The sequence below is a fragment of the Burkholderia sp. F1 genome, assembly GCF_050813845.1.
Classification (GTDB): Bacteria; Pseudomonadota; Gammaproteobacteria; order Burkholderiales; family Burkholderiaceae; genus Burkholderia; species Burkholderia ubonensis.
In genome coordinates, this window is the sequence record NZ_CP172422.1 from 532844 (window position 1) to 553000 (window position 20157).

Annotated in this window: 17 protein-coding genes; 3 read left to right on the forward strand and 14 right to left on the reverse strand. The window is 67.0% G+C overall.

The features are described 5' to 3' along the window. Nucleotides 1–169 precede the first annotated feature (169 nt). Nucleotides 170–1189 (reverse strand): AraC family transcriptional regulator, encoded by a 1020-nt coding sequence (locus tag ACFIMZ_RS21395; RefSeq protein WP_431824318.1) that lies wholly within the window; start codon nucleotides 1187–1189, stop codon nucleotides 170–172. Between the two features lie 119 nt (nucleotides 1190–1308). Here ACFIMZ_RS21395 and ACFIMZ_RS21400 point away from each other — a divergent pair, with 119 nt between their 5' ends. From ACFIMZ_RS21400 to ACFIMZ_RS21410, 3 genes are read left to right on the forward strand one after another with little or no spacing between them, the layout of a single operon-like run. Next, nucleotides 1309–2436, forward strand: a complete 1128-nt coding sequence (locus tag ACFIMZ_RS21400) for an acyl-CoA dehydrogenase family protein (RefSeq protein ID WP_431824319.1) — start codon at nucleotides 1309–1311, stop codon at nucleotides 2434–2436. Beyond that, nucleotides 2433–3815 carry an acyl-CoA dehydrogenase family protein gene (locus ACFIMZ_RS21405; RefSeq protein ID WP_431824320.1) on the forward strand — a complete coding sequence of 461 codons (1383 nt, stop codon included), beginning with the start codon at nucleotides 2433–2435 and terminating at the stop codon, nucleotides 3813–3815. Before ACFIMZ_RS21400 ends, ACFIMZ_RS21405 begins: the two co-directional genes overlap by 4 nt. Nucleotides 3816–3817: 2 nt before the next feature. Beyond that, nucleotides 3818–4597 (forward strand): acetoacetate decarboxylase family protein, encoded by a 780-nt coding sequence (locus tag ACFIMZ_RS21410; RefSeq protein WP_431824321.1) that lies wholly within the window; start codon nucleotides 3818–3820, stop codon nucleotides 4595–4597. A gap of 297 nt (nucleotides 4598–4894) precedes the next feature. Here ACFIMZ_RS21410 and denD read toward each other — a convergent pair whose 3' ends face one another. The 13 genes from denD to ACFIMZ_RS21475 all read right to left on the reverse strand — a co-directional run bounded on the left by denD (nucleotide 4895) and on the right by ACFIMZ_RS21475 (nucleotide 20106). Then, a complete protein-coding gene (denD, locus tag ACFIMZ_RS21415) occupies nucleotides 4895–5866 on the reverse strand; it encodes a D-erythronate dehydrogenase (RefSeq protein ID WP_431824322.1) in 972 nt (323 codons plus the stop codon). 28 nt (nucleotides 5867–5894) lie between these two features. Next, the gene (gene otnI, locus ACFIMZ_RS21420; RefSeq protein ID WP_431824323.1) at nucleotides 5895–6671 is read right to left on the reverse strand and encodes a 2-oxo-tetronate isomerase; all 777 of its coding nucleotides are present in this window, start codon (nucleotides 6669–6671) and stop codon (nucleotides 5895–5897) included. Nucleotides 6672–6721: 50 nt separating this feature from the next. Further along, a complete protein-coding gene (locus ACFIMZ_RS21425) occupies nucleotides 6722–8044 on the reverse strand; it encodes an MFS transporter (RefSeq protein WP_431824324.1) in 1323 nt (440 codons plus the stop codon). 106 nt (nucleotides 8045–8150) lie between these two features. Next, nucleotides 8151–8789 carry an aldolase gene (locus ACFIMZ_RS21430; RefSeq protein WP_431824325.1) on the reverse strand — a complete coding sequence of 213 codons (639 nt, stop codon included), beginning with the start codon at nucleotides 8787–8789 and terminating at the stop codon, nucleotides 8151–8153. Continuing rightward, nucleotides 8786–10087 carry a 3-oxo-tetronate kinase gene (otnK, locus tag ACFIMZ_RS21435; protein WP_431824326.1) on the reverse strand — a complete coding sequence of 434 codons (1302 nt, stop codon included), beginning with the start codon at nucleotides 10085–10087 and terminating at the stop codon, nucleotides 8786–8788. The genes ACFIMZ_RS21430 and otnK overlap by 4 nt, the downstream gene beginning before the upstream one ends. A gap of 19 nt (nucleotides 10088–10106) precedes the next feature. Then, nucleotides 10107–10997 (reverse strand): L-threonate dehydrogenase, encoded by an 891-nt coding sequence (gene ltnD, locus ACFIMZ_RS21440; RefSeq protein WP_431824327.1) that lies wholly within the window; start codon nucleotides 10995–10997, stop codon nucleotides 10107–10109. A gap of 47 nt (nucleotides 10998–11044) precedes the next feature. Beyond that, nucleotides 11045–11749 carry a FadR/GntR family transcriptional regulator gene (locus tag ACFIMZ_RS21445; RefSeq protein ID WP_431824328.1) on the reverse strand — a complete coding sequence of 235 codons (705 nt, stop codon included), beginning with the start codon at nucleotides 11747–11749 and terminating at the stop codon, nucleotides 11045–11047. Nucleotides 11750–11982: 233 nt separating this feature from the next. After that, entirely contained in the window at nucleotides 11983–12333 is a 351-nt protein-coding gene (locus ACFIMZ_RS21450; protein WP_431824329.1) for a copper-binding protein, read from the reverse strand. Then, nucleotides 12330–15536, reverse strand: coding sequence for an efflux RND transporter permease subunit (locus tag ACFIMZ_RS21455; protein WP_431824330.1), 3207 nt, complete (start codon nucleotides 15534–15536; stop codon nucleotides 12330–12332). Before ACFIMZ_RS21455 ends, ACFIMZ_RS21450 begins: the two co-directional genes overlap by 4 nt. After that, entirely contained in the window at nucleotides 15533–17062 is a 1530-nt protein-coding gene (locus ACFIMZ_RS21460) for an efflux RND transporter periplasmic adaptor subunit (protein ID WP_431824331.1), read from the reverse strand. The genes ACFIMZ_RS21455 and ACFIMZ_RS21460 overlap by 4 nt, the downstream gene beginning before the upstream one ends. A gap of 11 nt (nucleotides 17063–17073) precedes the next feature. Beyond that, on the reverse strand, nucleotides 17074–18366 hold the full coding sequence (locus tag ACFIMZ_RS21465; protein ID WP_431824332.1) for a TolC family protein: 1293 nt from the start codon (nucleotides 18364–18366) through the stop codon (nucleotides 17074–17076). 91 nt (nucleotides 18367–18457) lie between these two features. After that, nucleotides 18458–18826, reverse strand: coding sequence for a hypothetical protein (locus tag ACFIMZ_RS21470; protein WP_431824333.1), 369 nt, complete (start codon nucleotides 18824–18826; stop codon nucleotides 18458–18460). Nucleotides 18827–19107: 281 nt separating this feature from the next. Continuing rightward, nucleotides 19108–20106, reverse strand: a complete 999-nt coding sequence (locus ACFIMZ_RS21475) for a sodium:calcium antiporter (RefSeq protein WP_431825331.1) — start codon at nucleotides 20104–20106, stop codon at nucleotides 19108–19110. Nucleotides 20107–20157 lie beyond the last annotated feature (51 nt).

Below are 20157 nucleotides of genomic sequence, written 5' to 3' on the forward strand. Positions count from 1 at the left end.
TCATCGATTACGCGCACCAAAGCGCGCAATGGAATCCGTTGGTCCCCTTGCGCGATGAATCGGGCGGACGCGTCTGTGACGAGAGTTCAACCACCTCATCGGTCATGCGCACGCGTTGCTCCACAAAAGCGGACAAGCAGCGGTTTTGCGGATATCGCAGCATGCACGATCATGTATGCATCATCTCCACCCGCTTCCGGTACGCCAGCGGAGTTTCCCCCATAAGCCGGGTGAATGCGGTAATGAAGGCGGATGCGGAGGCATAGCCAAGGCGTTCGGCGACTTCCTGTACAGGCAGCTTCAGCGAGACCAGGTACTCTTCCGCGAGAGCGGTGATCGTCTCGTTGCGAATGGTGCCAAAGGAGGTCCCCTCTGCGGCGAGTTGGCGACGTAGGGTGCGGCTTGTGGTGCAGAGCAAGGTAGCGACGGCTTCCATGTCGGCGCCGATGTCACGGGCAAGCTGCGCGCGCACTTTGGACGCCACGCCAACATGTGAGCGGTTGCGCATCAGAAGCTGCACGCACTGCTCCTCGCTCAGGCGCCGCACCAGCTCGTTGGCCTGCGGTAGTGGCAACTGCAGCTTGGCACGGTCCAGCACGGCAATGGTGCGCGGGGCGCCGAATCGAGGCGTGACGCCGTAGGCCTCGCGGTAGGGGGCGTCGTCTCGTGGCGGCGGGAAAGCGAACTCGATGCGCCGCAGCGCGTGCAGATCGGCGACCAGTTCACGCTGCACCGTCGCCACTGCGGCCGTGTCGCGCTCGGCGACGAAGCGTCGCAAATCCTCAGGCACCGCCGAGGTATCGACCTCGATGACAGTGTCGATCGGCGTGTCAGTGACCTCGAAGCGCGAAAAGGCGAAAGTGAGGTTGAAGTAGCGCAACGCAACGTCCAGGGCGCCACGTGCGTTGGCGCTGCTGACGATGGCGAAGCCCAGGATTCCGAAGGCGGTGTAGTGATAGCGGCGCCCCGCGTCAATGCCAAGGGCATTGACGCCAGGCAGGCGCTCGACCAGATTGCGGATCACCGCGAGCTCCTGCTCGGCGACAACAACACCGGCGGGGTCGCAGAGGTCGCGCTCGCGCACCCCTGTACCGGCCAGGCACTGCCGCGTCGACAGGCCGTGCGCGGCACCCGTCTCGATCAGCAGCCGCAGGCCGATTACGCTGCGCGGAAAGTCCCAATTCGCCATCGCACGATTTGTCCGAAATTATGGATTTTTTGTCCGCCTCGACTATATATCAGGTGCGCGCCCGACCGCTATCTTTCGCTAGAACAGCGATTTGATATCCAGAATCAACAGGAGGAGACGTGAGCATCGATGCCGATGACGTCGCGGCGCTGCTTTCGGAGGTGGAGGTATTCGCACGGCAGCGGATCGCGCGCGAAGCCGAACGCCCGGAAACACCGATCGACGACATGACTTTGAACATGCTGACGGCAGAGGCTGCCGCACTTGGCATGATTCCCGGCCAAACCGACGACGCCGGCTTTGCACTTTGGGAGCAAGTCGACGAGGCCCCTGCAATGCGCTTTAACCTCGGGCTGTTGCGGATTCTCGGCCAAGCCAATGCTGGCGTGGCCTTCGCTTGGCATCGCCGCGCGCTGGCCCGGGCACTCGGCGCACGCATCGGTGTTTTCGCCGATGCGGGTGCGTCCATCGTTGCGCTTTCGCCAACCGGGCACTACGGCCTCGGCCTGGGCAGTTGCGGCCGCTGGCTCTCCCGCGCCGAGACGGATGCCGATGCAGAGGCCATGCGCGACTGGCTGAATCACGACGAGCATGCCAGCACGGTGATCGCCCCGCCGCAGTGGGACACGCTAGTCTGGCCGGTGTGGCGCGATGGACAGGTGGCCTGGCAGGTGCTTCCGCGATTCGAGGTCGAGGCCCATCGCTGCCGCGCTCAGCACGGCTTCGACGAACTCGCCGCCTATGCTTGCCATGTCGCTCACGAGCAGGCGCAGTCCGAGGCTATCGCACCGGAGCATTCGCGCGAACTTTACGCTTGGGTGCTGAAGGTAGACATGATGGGCTTGCTCGCCATCGGCACGGGCGCTGCGATGCGCTCGCGCCAGCTCGCCGTCGATTACGCGCACATGCGCCGCCAGGGTGGAAAACTGATTGGCGAGCATGCCGCGGTGCAGGCGATGCTCGCCGACATCGACGCCGCAGTGCGACAGGGAGCGTGCGTGTTGGCGCGCTTCGAACGATCGGTGGATGCCATCGATCTGACCGAGGTCGCCGCACTGCGCATGGCCACGCAGCCGTTGTTTTGCCGCGGCGCCAATCAGGCGGTACAGGTGTTCGGCGGCATAGGCTACATGCGCGATGCCGGGCCCGAGAAACTGGTCCGCGATCAAAACATGCTGAAGCTTCAGTGCGGCGGGATCCGCGAAATTCCGCTGTTGCTGGCGGCGCTGAATGGAGGGTTGGCATGAAGCTCGTCAACGCTCATCTGGATGGTCATCTGACGTTCGACCATCCGCTGTCCCCGCAACGCAAGTATCGGGATTTGCCATTACTTGGGCGCCTGCTCTCGGATAGCCCGTTGCGCGACCTGTGGGATACCGATTCCACTCGCCTGCCGCGCGGGCTGGCCAGACTGCGCGGCATGGCGCGCGACTTCGCTGAAACGAACCTGCAGCCCATTTCCGCCGAAATCGATCTCGCGCCGCACCTGCCGCCCGGCGAATGCCATCCCGCGATACACGATCTGCTGGTGAAGGCTGGTCAGCAGGGCTGGATGAGTTATTTCCTGCCGCGGCCGCTGGGCAGCCTGCCGCTGGCGGCGGCAATGCATCCGCCCATCTGGAGCGCCAGCCTGGTGATCGAGGAGTTCGCTCGTGTGTGTGGCGGCTTGATGCTGCTCTTGTCCTCGCACCATCTCGGCTGTATGCCGCTGATCCTCTCCGGCCGCCCCGGGACCATCCTGCGCCACCTTGCGCCGGTCTATCGCAGCAATCTGCGGGGCGATCCGCATCTGGTGGCATTTGCGATTACCGAGCCCCAGGCCGGCTCCGATGTGGAGGAGGGACACGGCGCCGAGGTTTACCGGCCCGGTGTGGTGGCCACGCCCACTTCGGGAGGCTACCTGCTCAACGGCCGCAAGTGTTTCATCAGCGGCGGCGACCTCGCCCGCAGCATGACCGTGTTCGCGGCGCTGCAAGGCGAGGACATGCGCTCCTGGACATGCTTCTATGTCGACGCCGGTAGCCCTGGACTGACGGTGGCGCGCACTGAGCTGAAGATGGGCATGCGCGCTTCCGGGGCCGCCGAGCTGGAATTCAACAACGTGTTCGTCCCGGAGGACCGGGTCATCGGCGGTCTGCGCAACGGTTGGGTGCTGAACCGCGCCACGCTTAACACTTCGCGCATCCCGGTGGCGTCGATGGGTGTGGGCTTCGCGCGCGCCGCCACTGAAACCGCAATCGCGTTCGCGCGCCGCTACCGTCTCGCAGGCAAGCCGCTGATCCACTACCAGGACGTGCAGCTCCAACTGGCGACCATGGTGGCCGAGACCCGCGCCATCCGCAGCCTGGTTTGGCAGGAGGCGCGCCACGCGTGGCGACCGCGCCAACTCCACGCGTCGCTGTGCAAGTTCCACGCGACCGATCGGGCCCAGCGCGTCTGCGAATTGGCGATGGATCTGCTTGCCGACCATGGCGGGCTGCACGAACAGCGAGTCGAGCAAATCTTCCGCGATGTGCGCCTGACCCGCATCTTCGAGGGCACCAACCAGATCAACCGCCTCAGCCTCGTTGAAGACTGGCAGCAACAGCTCCTCGATCCCAACGACACCCATCCCGTCGGAGTGTAAGCATGAACGCCTGGGACACCGATCCCTTCTTCCAGTATCCCCGCAACCCCGTCGACACGTCCGAGGGGGAGGTGCTGATGCCTATCCTGTACTACGATGCGTCGCAGATGATGGCCTTCTTCTGGGCCGATCCCGACGCGGTGACGCCGCTGCTCGCAGACGGCCTCGAAGTCGTGCGCTTTGGCCGCAAGGCCCTGGTGGCCGTCGGATTCTACGAATACCGACGCACTTCCATCGCCTCCTACAACGAGGTCGGCACTGCGGTCGCCTGCGTGCCCCGAGGCACACGGGTGCCGCGCCGGCCGCTGCTGTCCCTGCTCGGCCCGCTGGATAAGGCACGCATCGGCTTCAACGTCATCGACCTACCGGTGACCACTGCTGCAGCTTGCGCGGCTGGCCGCGACATCTGGAGCTATCCGAAATTCGTCACCCGCATCGACTTTTCACTGCGATCGGGACGGTTTGATGGCGCGGTACACGACCCCGTCGGCGGCGAGCCCATTTGCACCCTGTCCGGCAACATCGGTCCGGGCATTCCTGCGCCCTTGATCGATCTGGTCCTGTATTCAGTCCACAAGGGCGACATGCTGCGCACGCTAGTCAATATCCGCGCCAAAGGCCGCATGTGCCTGCCCGGCTCCGTGCGCATGCATATCGGCGCGAGCGGGCATCGGATGGCCGAAAACATGCGGTCTCTGGGGCTGCAGGACGCCAAGCCCGCCTTCATTGCCCACACCGGCGGCCTTCAGCTTCGGCTCAACTCGGGGGCGGTTCTGCCGTGAGTGTTGCGCGCACCACGCTTGTCGCGGGAGCAGCCCCGTAATCGCCGCGAGAGCTTGTTGTTGAGTTGAAGTCCGGAGGCCAAGGCCGATGATGCGACGCATGTCAGCGCCAGTCGAGCGGCCGTTCAGGGCGTGAAGCCGCCCCACGAATGCCCAAGTGGCAGCCCTGACGAATGCCGCTTCATGGCCGAACTCGGACGATCGGTGTTGCACCCGCGCAAACGCGCAATGACCCAATGAAGAACCCCCGCATCCGTTCGCCATGCGAGGGTTCTTTCACGCAATACGACCACCGAATCAGCGCCGCTCGTCCTCGAGATACGCGCGGATCACGTCGGCAAACGACGCATCCCCCTTCAACCCGAGCGCGTCCGCACGCGACGTATCCCACCGCCCCGGCCAGCTGCCGACGATCTTCTCGACGCGCTCGTCCGGCGCGCGACGAATCAGCTTCACGACCTCGTCGCCCGCGACCTCGCGCAGCGCGGCGATCATCTCGTCGACCGTCACCGAAATCCCCGGCAGGTTGATCACGCGCTTGTTGCCGAGCTTTGCGCCGTCGAGCTCGCAACCCGCGACGAGCGCGTCGGTCGCGCCGCGCGGCGACAGCAGCCACAGGCGCGTCGAGCCGGGCACCGGGCACACGCTTTCCTCGCCGTTCAGCGGCTCGCGGATGATGCCGCTCGCGAACGACGACGCGGCCGCGTTCGGCCGCCCCGGCCGCACGCTGATCGTCGGCAGCCGCAGCACGCGGCCGTCGACGAAGCCGCGCCGCGCGTAGTCGCCCAGCAGCAGCTCGGCGATCGCCTTCTCCGCGCCATACGACGATTGCGGGTTCGGCGCGGTGTCGTCCTGCACGACGTCCGGCAGCGCGCCGCCGTACACCGCCACCGAGCTCGTGAACACGACGCGCGGACGATGCCCGCGCGCGCGGCACACTTCGAGCAGCGCGCGCGACGCGTCGAGGTTGATCCGCATCCCGAGGTCGAAGTCGGCTTCCGCCTGGCCGCTGACGATCGCCGCAAGGTGGAAGATCGCGCCCGTCTGCGTGTCGATCGCGCTTTCGAGCACCGCGTGCTCGGCGATGTCGCCGACGATCGACGTCACGCGCGGATCGCCGAAATCACCGCCCTTGACGACGTCGAGCAGCACCAGCTCGGTGATGGGCTGAAGCCGGCCGTCCGCGCCGGTCAGCTCGCCGCGTTCGAGCAGCCTGCGCGCGAGACGCTGGCCGAGAAACCCGGCGCCGCCGGTGATCAGTACCTTCATATGCGTTGTCCTCGTGGAAATGCGGGAATTACAGGTAAGGCTTGATCCAGCCGAGGCCGTTCGACGTGCCGGCCTTCGGGCGATATTCGCAGCCGATCCAGCCGTCGTAGCCGAGCGCATCGATCAGGTCGAACAGGTACGGATAGTTCAGCTCGCCGAGATCCGGCTCGTGCCGCTCCGGCACGCCCGCGATCTGGATGTGCCCGATCCCTGCGAAATCGCGCTTGAGCTTCATCGCGAGGTCGCCTTCGACGATCTGGCAGTGGTAGCAGTCGAACTGCACCTTCAGGTTCGGCGCGCCGACTTCCGCGCAGATCGCATGCGCGTCGTCCTGCCTGCTGATGAAGTAGCCCGGCATGTCGCGCTGGTTGATCGGCTCGATGAGGATCTTGATGCCGTGCGCGAAGGCCGCCTGCGCGGCATGCGCGAGGTTCGCGACATAGGTCGCGCGATGGCGCGCGCGGTCCTGGCCCGGCGCGATCAGCCCGGCCATCACGTGCAGCTTCGTATTGCCGAGCACGCGCGCGTAGTCGAGCGCGGTGTCGATGCTGCGCCGGAACTCGTCCTCGCGGCCCGGCAGCGACGCGATCCCGCGCTCGCCGGCGGCCCAGTCGCCGGGCGGCGCGTTGAACAGCGCCTGCGTGAGGCCGTGCTGGTCGAGGCGTTCACGGATGTCCTCGGCGGCGAAGTCGTACGGGAACAGGTACTCGACCGCCTTGAAGCCGTCGTACGCGGCGGCGGCGAAGCGCTCGAGGAACGCGTGTTCGTTGTACATCATCGAGAGGTTGGCGGCGAAGCGTGGCATGGCAGCAGATCCTGTCAGTGAAGAGGCGGGAGCCAGCGCCCCCGCGTCGGTTAGCGGTTGACCAGTCTGGCCGGCGTGAGCCAGACGGCGATTGCGCCGATCACGAGCATCGATGCCAGCACGTACATGCCGGACGACGTGCTGTGCGTGGCGTCCTTCAGGTAGCCGATCACGTACGGGCTCGCGAAGCCGGCGAGGTTGCCGACCGAGTTGATGATCGCGATGCCGGCCGCGGCCGCGCTGCCCGCGAGGAACGCGGTCGGCAGCGACCAGAACAGCGGCGCGCAGGTCAGCACGCCGCCCGCCGCGATCGACAGGAACACGATCGACACGGCCGTATTGTGCGAGTACGACGCGGCGACCGCAAAGCCCGCCGCGCCCATCAGCGCCGGCACGATCAGGTGCCAGCGACGCTCGCGGCGCTTGTCCGCGCTGTGGCCGAACAGGTTCATCGCGACGATCGCGAACAGGAACGGGATCGCGGACAGCAGGCCGATCTGCAGCGTGTCGGTGATGCCGGTCGACTTGACGAGCGTCGGCATCCAGAACGTCAGCCCGTACTGGCCGGTGACGAACGCGAAGTAGATCAGCGACATCCACCACATGCGCGGGTCGGCGAACACGGCTTTCAGCGAGTGGCCGTGCTGCTGCTCCTGCGGCTGCGCGGCGATCTCGTCCTCGAGCAGTTGCTTCTCGCGGTCGCTCAGCCACTTCGCGCCGCGGATGTTGTTGTCGAGATAGAGGACGGTCGCGATGCCGATCAGGAGCGCCGGCACGGCCTCGATCATGAACATCCACTGCCAGCCGTGGAAGCCGGAGCCGCCGTGGAAGCGCTCCATGATCCAGCCCGACAGCGGGTTGCCGAAGATGCCCGACACCGGAATCGCGGACATGAACACCGCGATGATCTTCGCGCGGCGGTGCGACGGGAACCAGTACGTGAGGTACAGGATCACGCCCGGGTAGAAGCCCGCTTCCGCGAGGCCGAGCAGGAAGCGCAGCACGTAGAACTGCGTGGGCGTCTTCACGAACGCGAACAGCGCCGACAGGATGCCCCACGTGATCATGATCCGCGCGATCCAGATGCGCGCGCCGATCCGGTGCATCAGCAGGTTGCTCGGCAGCTCGAACAGGAAGTAGCCGACGAAGAAGATCCCGGCGCCGAGCCCGAACACGGTCTCGCTGAACGCGAGATCCTGCGACATCTGCAGCTTCGCGAAGCCGACGTTCACGCGGTCGAGATACGCGACCACGTAGCACAGCATCAGGAACGGCACGATGCGCCAGAAGACTTTCTTGTAGGTCAGGTCCAGTTCGGCCGAACGGGCGGCCGCGGTGGGCGAACGGCCTGCGGCCGCGTCGAGAGCTGTCATCGTCGTCTCCAATCCAATGATGGGGGGTGCCGGCGACGCGTACGGCGCCGGTCGTTGGTGTGTGCTGACGGAAAGGCCCGCGCACACGGCGGGCAGGGGTTGCCGGTTACCAGCGCGCGCCGAACACGTGCCTGAGCTCGTCGAGCGCCGCTTCGGACAGCGGTTCGGGTTTCGGCTCGGTCATCAGCCACAGGCGCGCCGTTTCCTCGAGCTCCTCGAGCGCATACGACGCCTGCGAGACCGATGCGCCCCACATCACCGGGCCGAGCCGGTCGAGCAGCACGCCGCGCACGCGGTCGGCGAGCGCGGCGACCTCGGCCGCGACGTCCGGGTCGCCGGGGCGGCGATAGCGGATCAGCGGAATGTGGCCGACCTTCATCACGTAGTACGGCGTGATCGGCGGCAGCACGTCGGTGTCGCGCCACACGCCCGCGAGCGTCAGCGCGACCAGATGCGTCGAATGCGTATGGACGATGCCGTTCGCTTCCGTGTTGCGCGCATAGATGCCGCGATGCAGCGTCAGCGTCTTCGACGGCCTGCCGCCCGACACCGGCTGGCCGTCGAGGCCGACCTTCGCGACGTCGTTCGGGTCGAGCCGGCCGAGGCACGCGTCGGTCGGCGTGATCAGCCAGCCGTCGTCGAGCCGCGCGCTGATGTTGCCCGCGCTGCCGACCGCGTGGCCGCGCGCATACAGGCTCGCGCCGACCACGCAGATTTCCTCGCGCAGTGTTGCCTCGCTGCTCATCGGCCGGCTCCGTCCAGTTGGCGCAGCGCCTTGTCGAAGAAATCGACCGCGCCGAAATTGCCCGACTTCAGCGCGAGGCCGAGCGGTTCCGCGTCGATCGTCGCGGTCGCGGGCACGCCCGGATCGATCTGCGCGCCGATCTGCAGCGACTTCACGTCGAGCGCCTGCACGACCGCGCCGGACGTCTCGCCGCCCGCGACGACGAACTTGCGCACGCCGAGCGCGCGCAGGCCCCGCGCGATCGCGGCGAGCGTGCTTTCGACGAGATGGCCGGCCGCTTCGACGCCGAGCGCCTGCTGGACGGCCTTCACTTCGTCTGGCGTCGCGGTCGCGTAGATCAGCACCGGTTCGGGCAGGTGCGAACGCGCGAACGCGAGCGCCTGCTCGACCACCGGCTCGCCGCGCGCCGCCGCGAGCGGATCGATGCGCAAGCCCGGGCGGTGCGCGCGCCATTCGGCGACCTGCGCGTTGGTCGCCTTCGACGCGCTGCCGGCGAGCACGGTCGAGAACCCGTCGACGCGCGGCAGCGATCCCGCGTTGTCGCGCTCGGGCAGCAGGCCCGCCGTGCGGAAATTGGCCGGCAGGCCGAGCGCGACGCCCGAGCCGCCGGTGACGAGCGGCAGGTCCGCGCACGCTTCGCCGAGCACGTACAGGTCGTGATCCGACAGCGCGTCGGCGATCGCGAAGCGCGCGCCTTCCGCGCGCAGCTGCGCGATCGTCGCGCGCACGGCGGCGGCGCCGAGACCGATCGCGTCGTAGCGGATCAGGCCGACTTTCGACGGCGTCTGCCGCTGCAGCACGCGCACGAGGTTCGCGTCCCGCATCGGCGTGAGCGGATGGTGCTCCATGCCCGACTCGTTCAGCAGCACGTCGCCGACGAACAGATGGCCGCGGAAGATCGTGCGGCCGTTCTCCGGGAACGCCGGGCAGGCGATCGCGAAGCCGCCGCCCGCCGCGTCGAGCAGCGCGTCGGCGACCGGGCCGATGTTGCCCGCGTCGGTCGAGTCGAACGTCGAGCAGTACTTGAAGAAGAACTGGCGGCAGCCCTGCGCGCGCAGCCATTCGAGCGCGGCGAGCGATTGCGCGACGGCGTCGGCCGCGGCAATCGTGCGCGACTTCAGCGCGACGACGATCGCGTCGGCGTCGAGCGCTGCTTCGCGCGTTGCATCGCCGGCGGGCACGCCGATCGTCTGCACGGTGCGCATGCCGCTCTTGACGAGCATGTTCGCGAGATCGGTCGCGCCGGTGAAATCGTCGGCGATGCAGCCGAGCAGGGGGCGGGAAGCGGATGCATTCATGGTCGGGGCCTCGCGCGGATCAACGGGACGGCGGCAGCGTGATGCCGGGGAAGGTCTTGATCACGGCGGAGTCGTCCTCGCCGCCGTGGCCGGCGCTCGACGCGCTCATGAACATCTGGTGCGCGGCGGCCGACAGCGGCAGCGGGAATTTGCTGCGGCGCGCGGTGTCGAGCACGAGGCCGAGGTCCTTCACGAAGATGTCGACCGCGGACAGCGGCGTGTAGTCGCCGTTCAGGATGTGCGGCACGCGGTTCTCGAACATCCACGAGTTGCCGGCGCTGTGCGTGATCACGTCGTACAGCGCGTCGGCGTCGACGCCTTCGCGCAGGCCGAGCGCCATCGCTTCGGCCGCCGCCGCGATGTGCACGCCCGCGAGCAGCTGGTTGATGATCTTCACTTTCGAGCCGACGCCGTGCGCGTCGCCGAGGCGGTAGACCTTGCCGGCGATCGCGGCGAGCACGTCCTCGCACGCGGCGTACGCGGCGGCCGGGCCGGACGTCATCATCGTCATCTCGCCGGACGCCGCGCGCGCGGCGCCGCCGGACACCGGCGCGTCGAGCATCTGCAGCCCGGCCGCCTCGATGCGCCGGCCGAGCGCGATCGCGAACTCGGGCGCGACGGTCGCGCTCGCGATCACGACGCCGCCCGGCTTCATCCGCGCGATCGCGCCGTGCTCGCCGAACAGCACCGTTTCGGACTGCTCCGCATTGACGACGAGCGTAACGACGACGTCGCACTGTGCGCCGAGCTCGGCGGGCGTCGCGCACGCGATGCCGCCTTCGGCCGCGAACGCGTTCAGCACCGGCTCGCGCACGTCGCAGGCGTGCACGCGAAACCCGGCGCGCAGCAGCGAGCGGGCGACGCCCAGGCCCATCGCGCCGAGGCCGATGACTCCAATATTTCGTGACATGGTCAACCTTGATCGGTTCGTGAGGGGAGGGCGGCGCGCCGCCGCGTTCAGCAGATGCCGGCTTCCGCGAGGCGACGGGCCGCGTTGTACATGTGCGTGCGTGCGGCGTTGCGCGCCGCCATCGGGTCGCGCGCGCGGATCGCGTCGGCGATCGCCGCGTGTTCTTCGCGAACCTGCCGCGAGAAATCCTCGCGCGTCGCCTCGTTGCCGCGCGTGACCTTCACGCCCGCTTCGAGGTACTGGTTCAGGAACTGCAGCGTCTTCAGGAAGTACGGATTGCCGGTGACGGCCGCGATCGTGCGGTGGAACGCGACGTCCTCGGCGACGCCGTCTCGCCCTTCGGCCACCGCGTCGTCGATCCTGCGCAGCGCGTCGTCGATGTCGGCCATGTCGTCCGCGGTGTGATGCAGCGCGGCTTCGGCGGCGACTTCCGCCTCGATCGCGCGGCGCACCGCGAGCAGGTGCGGCAGCGAGCTCGCCTCGACCGCTTCCGCGTAGTCGATGCGCAGCGGCCGGATCGCGCCGTGCTGGTTCACGTACACGCCGCTGCCCTGGCGCGGCTCGACGACGCCTTCGTTCTTCAGGCGCGAGATCGCCTCGCGGATCACGGTGCGGCTCACACCGAATTCCTGCGCGAGCACGGCCTCGGTCGGCAGCTTGCCGGTGGCCGCGAAACTGCCGACCTCGATCTGCTTCAGAAGCTGCTGCGCGACGTGATCGCTCATCGCGCGGGCGGGAATTTTCTCGAACATGGTGCTCGTGTTTGTAAGGTGATGTGGTCATCATACAAATTTGAGCGGGCGGCAGCATCCGGAATAACCCTCGATTGCATCCGGCCACGGTCCACGTGAGAACCGCGGCCGGATGCAATCGACGAACCGTTATGCCCGAAATGGTGCCAGGACGCACGCAAGCGTTACCGCGGGCGGCCTCCTGGCGCGCCGGCGCGCGGACGAAAGCCCGCGCGCCGGCCATCGATGGCTCGTCAGGAGCGCTTTTCGAGTTTCACGATGGTCAGCGTGCCGTTGACTTCTTCGACACGCACCTTGACCTTGTCGCCTTCCTTGACCTGCTTGACCATCGAGGCATCCTTCGCCTTGAACGCCATCGTCATCGGCGGCATGCCGACGTTTTCCAGCGCGCCGTGCTTCAACGTGACCATGCCGGTCGCCGCGTCGACCTTCCTGACCTCCGCGTCGGTGAGCGCGTTGTTCGACGACGCCTTCATCGCGGAGGCCTGGGTCGACATGTCCATGCCGGCCATGTCGTTGCCGGCGAATGCGGGCGTGGCGAAAGCGGCTGCGAGGGCGGCAGATGCAACAATCAGCTTTTTCATTGGACTTCTCCAGTCTGGTTGACGGGCACGTTCGTGCCGGAAGGTACTGCGTGGGGAAAATGGACGGCACTGGCCTGTCGTGCGCGACGGCGCTGCAACAGGAACCACGCCGCGGGAATCACGAACATCGACAGAAGCGGCGCGGTCACCATGCCGCCGACCATCGGCGCGGCGATACGCTGCATGACTTCCGACCCGGCGCCGTGTCCGACCATGATCGGAATGAGGCCGGCGAGCACGACGGCCACCGTCATGGCCTTCGGCCGCACGCGCAGCACGGCGCCTTCGCGAATCGCGTCGAACAGCAGCGCCTCGGTGAGCGGCTCGCCATCTTCCAGCCGGCGATCGAGCGCACCTTTCAGGTACAGCAGCATGACCACGCCGAACTCGGCAGCGACGCCCGCGAGCGCGATGAATCCGACCGATGTCGCGACCGACACCGCGTGGCCGAGTGTCCAGACGAGCCAGAATCCGCCGACCAGCGCGAACGGCACGGTCGACATCAGCAGCAGCGCATCGGCGGCCGAGTTGAACGTCAGGAACAACAGCACGAAGATGACGACCAGCGTGACGGGAATGACGGTTCGCAGCCTGGCCGCCGCGCGTTCCAGGTACTCGAACTGGCCCGACCACGCAATCGAGTAGCCGGGCGGCAACTGGACCTGCCGGGCCACGACCTTCTGCATTGCCTTCACGGCGGACTGCAGGTCGGTGTTGCGGATGTCGACGTAGACGTACCCGGAGAGCCGCGCATTCTCGCTGCGAATCATCGGCGGGCCATCCGCGATCGTGACGTGCGCGACGTCGCCGAGCTGGATTTGCGCGCCGCGATCCGTGACGACCGGCAACTGCCGCAGCTTCTCGAGCGAGTCGCGAATTTCGCGCGGGTAGCGGATATTGATGGGGAAGCGCTCGCGGCCGGCAATCACCTCGCCGATGTTCTCGCCGCCCACCGCGGACGACACGACCGACTGGATATCGGCCACCGACAGTCCGTAACGGGCCGCGGCGAGCCGGTCGATGTCCACGTCGATGTAGCGCCCGCCGTTCAGCCGTTCCGCGAGTGCGGACGTCACGCCAGGGACAGCCTTGACGGCCGTTTCGACCTGTGTCGCGATGCGGTCGATTTGCGTCAGGTCCGATCCGGAAATCTTGACGCCCACCGGCGTCTTGATGCCGGTCGACAACATGTCGAGACGATTGCGGATCGGCGGCACCCACACGTTCGAGAGACCGGGCACCTTGACCGTCCGGTCCAGCTCGTCGACCAGCTTCTCCGGCGTCATGCCCGGCCGCCACTGGCTGCGCGGCTTGAACTGAATGGTGGTCTCGAACATCTCGAGCGGCGCCGGATCAGTCGCCGTATCGGCCCGGCCCGACTTGCCGAACACCGTCGCAACCTCGGGCACCGTCTTGATGAGCCGATCGGTTTGCTGCAGCAGCTCGCCCGCCTTCTCGGCGGAAATGCCCGGAAGCGCGGTCGGCATGTACAGCAGGTCGCCCTCGTCGAGCGGTGGCATGAATTCGCCGCCAAGACGCGAAATCGGCACGATCGTGAGCACCAGTGCGGCAACGGCGAGGCCAATCGCCGCCCACGGCCGGCGCAACGTCGCCTCGAGCAGCGGACGATACAGCCGGATCAGCACGCGGTTGATGGGGTTCGCGTTCTCGTGCGGAATCCGGCCGCGGATCAGGTAACCCATCAGGACAGGCACGAGCGTGACCGACAAGCCGGCTGCCGCCGCGATCGTGTAGGTCTTCGTGAACGCCAGCGGAGAGAACAGCTTGCCCTCCTGTCCTTCCAGCGAGAACACCGGAATGAACGACAGCGTGATGATGAGCAGCGAGAAGAACAATGCCGGCCCCACCTCGGCGGCCGACGTCGCGATGAGTTCCCAGCGCTGCGCGGCGGACATCCGTGTGCCGGGAAACCGATGCTCGAACGCTTCCAGGTGCTTGTGCGCGTTCTCGATCATCACGATGGCCGCGTCGATCATCGCGCCGATGGCGATCGCGATGCCGCCGAGCGACATCAGGTTCGCGTTGACGCCCTGGTAGCGCATCACGATGAACGCGGCCAGCACGCCGAGCGGCAACGACAGAATGGCGACGAACGCGCTGCGCAGGTGAAACAGGAACACGGCACAGACGAGCCCGACGATGATGAACTCCTCGACGAGCTTGTCCTTCAGGTTGTCCACCGCGCGTTCGATGAGCTGCGAGCGGTCGTAGGTCGCGACGACTTCGACGCCGGGCGGCAGCGAGCGCTGCAGGCCGGCGAGCTTCGCCTTCACCGCATCGATGGTCTTCAGCGCGTTCTTTCCCGAGCGCATCACGATGACGCCGCCGGCGACCTCGCCCTGGCCGTTCAGCTCCGCGATGCCGCGACGCATCTCGGGGCCGATCTGGATGCGTGCGACGTCGCCCAGCAGCACCGGCGTGCCGGCGTCGTTGGTGCGCAATACGACCTTCCGGAAATCGTCGAGCGAGCGCAGATAGCCGGACGAGCGCACCATGTACTCGGACTCGGCCAGCTCGACGACCGAGCCGCCCGATGCCTGATTCGCCTTGCCGAGCGCATCGGTCACCGCGGCCTGCGTGATGCCGTACGCGCGCAGCTTGTCCGGGTCGAGCACGACCTGGTACTGGCGCACCATGCCGCCGATGCTGGCGACCTCGGAGACGTCCGGCACCGCTTTCAGCTCGAATTTCAGGAACCAGTCGTTCAGCGCGCGCAGTTGTCCGAGGTCATGCTGTCCGGTCCGGTCGACCAGCGCATACTCGTACACCCAGCCCACGCCGGTCGCGTCCGGCCCGAGCGAGACCGTCGCGCCCTGCGGCAGCCGGCTTTGCACCTGGTTCAGGTATTCGAGCACGCGCGAACGCGCCCAATACTGGTCGGTCCTGTCGTCGAACAGCACGTAGACGAACGCATCGCCGAACGACGAGTATGCGCGGATGGTCTTCGCGCCCGGCACGCCGAGCAGCGTCGTCGCGAGCGGGTACGTGACCTGGTCCTCGATGACCTGCGGCGCCTTGCCCGGATACGACGCCTTGATGATGACCTGGGTATCGGACAGGTCGGGCAGTGCGTCGAGCGGCGTCTCGGCGACCGAGTAGAGGCCCCAACCCGTCACGAGCACGGTCGCGAGCAGCACCAGGAAACGGTTGTGGATGGACCAGCGGATGAGCCGGGCAATCATTGCGCGCCTCCGATCGGTTCGACCTTCGTCAACGGGTAGCCGTCGTCCGACTGCCTGAAGACGAAGCGCACCGTTTGTCCGGCCTTGACATCGGAGAAGGCGTCGGGAGCGGGCTTGCTGAACGCCATCGTCATCGCGCCCCAGCCGAGCGCCGGCACGGGTTGATGGGAGAACGTGATATCTGCGGCGGTCACTTTCTCGACCTTGCCGGTGGTCTCGTAGGTCTGCGCGGCAGCGGCCGGCGCGGACGCCGGCGCGGCTGCGCGCGCTCCCGCGCCGCCTTCAAGCCTCGGCAGGACGGACTTCAGGCTCGCTTCGGAATCGATCAGGAACTGGCCGGACGCGACGACGGTGTCGCCGTCGTTCAGGCCGCTCAGCACCTCGGTTTCGTTGCCGATGTCATTGCCCACGGTAACCGTCGCCGGCTGAAGCCGCCCGTCACCGTTCTTCACAAGGACGACCGAGCGCTTGCCGGTGGTGATGACCGCTTCGGAAGGCACCAGCAGTCTCGACACAGCCTTCCGGCCGGCAACGCGCACGCGCATCAGCATGCCCGGCGTCAGCTCGAGCGCGGCGTTGTCGATTTCCAGGCGCGCCTGAAGCGTGCGGCTCGTGGTGCTGATGCCCGGCAGGATCTCGCGGATGTGTCCGGCGAAATGCCGGCTCGGGTCGCCGGCGAACGTCGCATCGACCGTCATGCCGGGCTGCACGTTCAGCGCGAGGGCCTCGGGAATCTCGACGATGAGCCAGAGCTTCGACAGGCCCGCGATCTTCGCGAGCGTCTGGCCGGGCGCGACCATCGCACCGTCGCGAACGTTCAGCTCGGTGACGACACCGGCTTCGGGCGACGTCAGCACGACGTGCGTCCGGGCCTTGCCGGTTCGGTCGAGGCTCGCGATGATGCCGTCCGGAATCGACATCGCGCGCATCCGCGCGCGCGACGCTTCAAGCAGGCTGGCGTCCATCCCGCCGCGCTTGAGCGCGAGGTATTCCTCCTGGGGGGCAAGCCATTCCGGGACGAACAGCGAGGCGACCGGCGCGCCTTTCGCGATGCGCTGCATCGGCGCGTTCGCATACAGCCGGTCGATGTAGCCCGTGACGCGCGACTGCACGACATCCGCGCGCGATTCGTCGAATTGCGTCGTGCCGACGGCGTCGAACCCGCCCGCCGTGTCCTGCCGTCGCACGGTCGCATAGCGAATGCCGAGATTCTGCTGCAGGCCCGGGTCGATCCTGATGCCGGAGGAACCGCCGCCTTCGTCCGCGTAGACGGGCTCCAGTTGCATGTCCATGAAAGGCGACTTGCCGGGCTTGTCGAAATGCTGGTTCGGCACCATGGGATCGTGCCAGTACAGCACCTTCCTGCCGGTCTTGGGATCGATCCTGTCGACCGACGAACCGGCAGCAGTCGGGACTGCCGCGGCGCTGCTCGCCGCGTTGCGCGTCCCCGCGACGTAACCCGCGCCGAGCAGCATCGCGCCGGCGAATAGCGCCGATGCCGCGCGCACCAGTGGTTTCTTGTTCATGTCGTTCTCCTTCACCGAGCGGCGGCCATCGTCGACGGCACGACCTGGTATTCGAGCTGCGCCCAGGTCTGCGACACCTCGCGCTTGAGGTCGAGCACCTGCAGCTGCGCTTCCAGTTGCGCGCGGCGGGCCGCGAACGTGTCCGCGAGCGAGCCGCTACCCGCGCGATAGGCGGCATTCGCGAGTTGCACGCGCTGGTCCGCGGCGGGCAGCAACGACTGGCTCAGATTGGCGATGCGTTCGCGCCCGCTCGCCAGGGTGGCGGATTGCGCGCGGATGTCGGCCTGAACCTGTCGCAGCGCGTCGTCGTACATCAGCCGCGCCTTCGTCGCGAGCTCCGCTTTCTCGGCGACGTCGCGGTTCTGACGGTTTTTCCGGTTCAGGGGCAACGGAATGGTGACGCCGACCGACACCATGTTCGAGTACGCACCGCCACGTTGCTGGTACGCGACCTCCCACGTCCAGTTCGGGCTGCGCTCGCTGTTGGCGACGGCGGTATCGGCTTCGGCCACCGCAATGTCGTCCGCGGCGGCCACGAGCGTCGGCTGCGACAGGCGCAGTTCGTCCGGCGGGAGCGACGACACGAACGACTCGGGCGCCGGCGGTTCGCCAGTCACATCGGAAACGGGAGCGGCCGTCCAGCGTGACAAGCCGATGAGCGCGGTCCGATAAGCCTGTTGCGCCTTGAGCACCTGGTCCTGAGTCTGCGCGAGCATCGCCTGCGCCTGCACCACGTCGGCGGCGCTCGCCTTGGCGCCGCGATACGACGCCTTCGTCGCCGCCAGCTCGTGGCGCATGTGGTCGAGCAGCGCCTGCTGCAGCGCGAGCGCCTTGTTCGCATACACGGCGTTCAGCCAGGCCGTGGCGGTTTGCTGGCGAACGTTGGCGAGTTGCACAAGGTAGCCGGCGCGCTCGCGCCCGACCATCTCGCTGGCCAGCGCGGAACGCAGCCTCCGCTTGTCGCCGGACACCCACTCCTGTTCGATGCCGATACGGCGCATCGTCATGAAGTCCTGGCCGATGGTGAAGCGTTGCGGACCGTTGACCGGCAGATTGTCGATGCCCGCCTTGAGCATCGGGTCCGGCAACTGGCCGGCTTTGACGGCCGCCTCCGAGCTGGCGCGCACCGACGCCTGCGCGGCCTGCATCGATGAAGAGCGATCGGTCGCCGACTGCAGCGCGGCGTCCAGCGTGAATGGCGCCTGCTGGGCGTGAGCGACGCCCGCGACGAGAAGCGCGGCAACAAGCGTGTGCACGCGCCACGGCACACGCCGACGCAGCGGCGTGCCGAAAATGAATGGCATGTTCTAACCCCAAAGGCGAAATCCCATAGGGATTCCACGTCCGGCAAAGGACGAACCTCACCGCATCTGCGGTGAACCTGTCAGCGAGGGATCAGACGAGACGCGGGGGGCGCCATAACCCGTTCGGGTCACGGACCGGGAGAGACTGGATGTAATGGAAGACGACGGGCGTACCGAACACGGCCGGTCGGCTGATGTCGGCCTTGGCGGCCGGATGGTAGAGACTGCCGAACTGGCATTGGGCAGTCACTTTGCAGAACACGCCCTTGGCCTTGGCTTTATCGACGGACGAGGGCTTCATCGATTCGCAGCCCGGCATGTCGGCGGACGCGCTGGCGTCCGCATCCATCGACATCGCTTGCTGCATCGGGCATTCACCGGTCAGGCCGCTGGCCGCCAGCCCGCTGATGGGCAGCACCGCGCAGAGCAGCAACAGGATGAAGGTCCGGAGCAGTTTCATGGCCGGGATTATAGCCTGTAGCCCGGCGCGATCGCGGTGGGTAATTGCACGCCTTTTTGGCGGGGGCCGTGAGACGGGGGCGAGCATCTCCTCCGCGCCCTGGCGGAAGTCGCTTGCCGCCGAAGGGGCGGGCGGCAACTCGACCGCGCATGCTTCATCGTGGCCGGCACGGTCCGAAAATGAGCCGCCAGGCCGTCATGTTCGTCGGGAAAAGGCCGATCGGCACGCGTGTCGAGGCATCGAATCGCGCGCCGGTTTTTTCGTAATCAGGCCGCACCTGGCTAGACCACGAACAGCAGTGTGGCAAACGCCGCGTAGAGCCAGCCGACATGCGTGAGCTGGCGGCTGCGGACCTGCGTCGCACGGAACGACCATTGCAGGAACACGATGGCCAGTGCCGTAATGCACGCGGCGAGAATCGACGGGGTGGCCAGATGCCACGGCGTGAAGAACAGGCCGAACGCCGTGGGGATCGTCGCCTGAATCATCATCGCACCACTGATGTTGGCCAGCGCCAGCCGTTCCTTGCCTTGCCTCACCCAGATCACCGCGTTCATGATTTCCGGCAGTTCGGTCGCGATCGGGCTGAACAGCAACGCGGTGAGTTGCGGGCTCAGTCCGAGCCACGGGCCGACGGCGTCGATCTGACGGACGAACAGATGGGAGGCCGCGAAGATCACCACGAGCGCCCCGATCACCTGCACGGCGACCCAGAGCATTGCCGGATCTGCATCGCGCGGGCGCAGTTTCAGGGGTTCGAGTTCCCCGTGGTCATCGCCGTCGCCGGAGGCGGTCAACTCCTTCCAGCAATACACCGCATACGCAGCGAGAAATGCCAGGCCGAGCACGGGCTTGAAGCTGAACAGGACGAGGCCGAGCCCGATCTTCACGACGAAGATTGCAAGGAACCAGAGCTGGTCGCGACGAAGGCGCTTCGTATCGGCATCGACCGCGCCGGCCCGCACCTTGCCGATGCGGCGCGCGGTGGCCAGCAACGCGACGCCGACAACCGCATACGCGACCGTGCTCAGCGCGAGCGGCCCGCCGATGGCGGCGCCCACGCCGATTTCCTTTTGGGCGGGCGAACTGCCGAATGCGACGGCCACCAGCGTGACGACGCTCTCCGGCAGCGCCGTGCCGAACGCGGCCAGAATGGTGCCGGTCGCCGTCTGCGTCAGATTGAGCTTCCGGCCAAGCCATTCAACGCCATTGACGAACGTTTCGCACGAGAAATAGATGATGCCGGCGGCGGCGACGAGCAGAGCGAAAGTCAGGATCATGACAGTCGCCCCTGAACGAGGATGCGGGGTACGAACGACATGTGTAGTTCT